Below are 1,113 nucleotides of genomic sequence, written 5' to 3'. Positions count from 1 at the left end.
AGGCCGGGGACCGGCCGGGCGGGCCCGGCTGCCGTGTCACCGTCCGCATCCCGGCGGGGCGGCAGGCGCCGGCCGCGGCGCCGCGGCACAACTGGCTCGCGGCCCCGGACGCGGCGGCGCCCGATCCCCGCGGCGCGGGCGCTCCACAGAGTTTTCCCAAAGAACGCCCCTAGCGTGCCCGCCGGACGCCGCGCCCGCGGTGTCCGCAACCGACACCCGGAGGCATCCATGCTCCCGAGCACCCCGCGCCGCAGGCGGGCAGCCGTCGTCGGCCTGGCCGCGGCCGCCCTGCTGGCCGGATCCACCACCACGGCCCTCGCGGCCGCACCGGCGGCCGGCAACACCCCCAAGAGCGACGGCGCCCGGGGGATCTGCAAGCGGCTGCCCAAGGTCGACAAGCGGCTCGACCGCGCCCTGAAGCGCCTGGAATCGGGCCCCGGCGTCAACGGCTCCGTGCAGCGCCTGCAGAAGCGGGTCGACAACGCAACGTCCCAGGGCGACACGGCGATCGCGACGTACCTGCGCCACCGGCTCGCCACGCGCACGGCCCTGCTCAGCACCGTGAAGCAGCGTCAGGGCGACCTGAAGGACGTCAAGACGTGGTGCGCCGCCCACGACGACGGCAGGAAGAACGGGAAGGGCGCCGGCCCGAGCCCGACCGCAGGTGACGGGGCCGACAGCTGATGCCGCCCGGCGCGACGGGTCGGAGCGCCATCCGGCGGCCTCCGGCCCTGGCGGGGCTCGTCCTGCTCGCGGCGCTCGTCGCGGGCTGCCAGGGCGGGCACGGGAGCGGCGACACCGGATCGGCGGGGAAGGGCGGCACGAGCGCGTCCCCGACGGCCGGCCGCTCGCCGGGGGACGGCGGCGCGGCGGAGATGGAGAAGAAGCTGGACGCCGCCGAGTCGGCCGCGGCGGACGCCGACAAGGACGCGGCCTCCGGCGACTGACCCCGTGCGCTGCCGGGGCGGGTCATGCCGGCGCGGGTGACACGGCGCCGTGGGGGATGCGGTCCGCCGTGCCGGGAGACCGGGCGGCCGTGACCGGTGCCGGCGACCGGGCGGCGGTGACCGGGCGGCGGTGACCGGTGCCGGCCACCGGCCGCCCGGCACCGCC

At 78.6% G+C, this 1,113-nt stretch carries 2 protein-coding genes; both read left to right on the top strand.

The features are described from left to right. The first annotated feature begins 228 nt into the window (after positions 1 to 228). A complete protein-coding gene (locus L1885_RS28620; protein WP_235800044.1) occupies positions 229 to 684 on the top strand; it encodes a hypothetical protein in 456 nt (151 codons plus the stop codon). Continuing rightward, the gene (locus L1885_RS28615; protein ID WP_235800043.1) at positions 684 to 947 is read left to right on the top strand and encodes a hypothetical protein; all 264 of its coding nucleotides are present in this window, start codon (positions 684 to 686) and stop codon (positions 945 to 947) included. The genes L1885_RS28620 and L1885_RS28615 overlap by 1 nt, the downstream gene beginning before the upstream one ends. Positions 948 to 1,113: the final 166 nt, after the last annotated feature.

This window comes from Streptomyces fuscigenes (assembly GCF_021556455.1).
GTDB classification, from domain to species: Bacteria; Actinomycetota; Actinomycetes; order Streptomycetales; family Streptomycetaceae; genus Streptomyces; species Streptomyces fuscigenes.
This window is presented reverse-complemented; position numbering and strand designations above follow the sequence as displayed.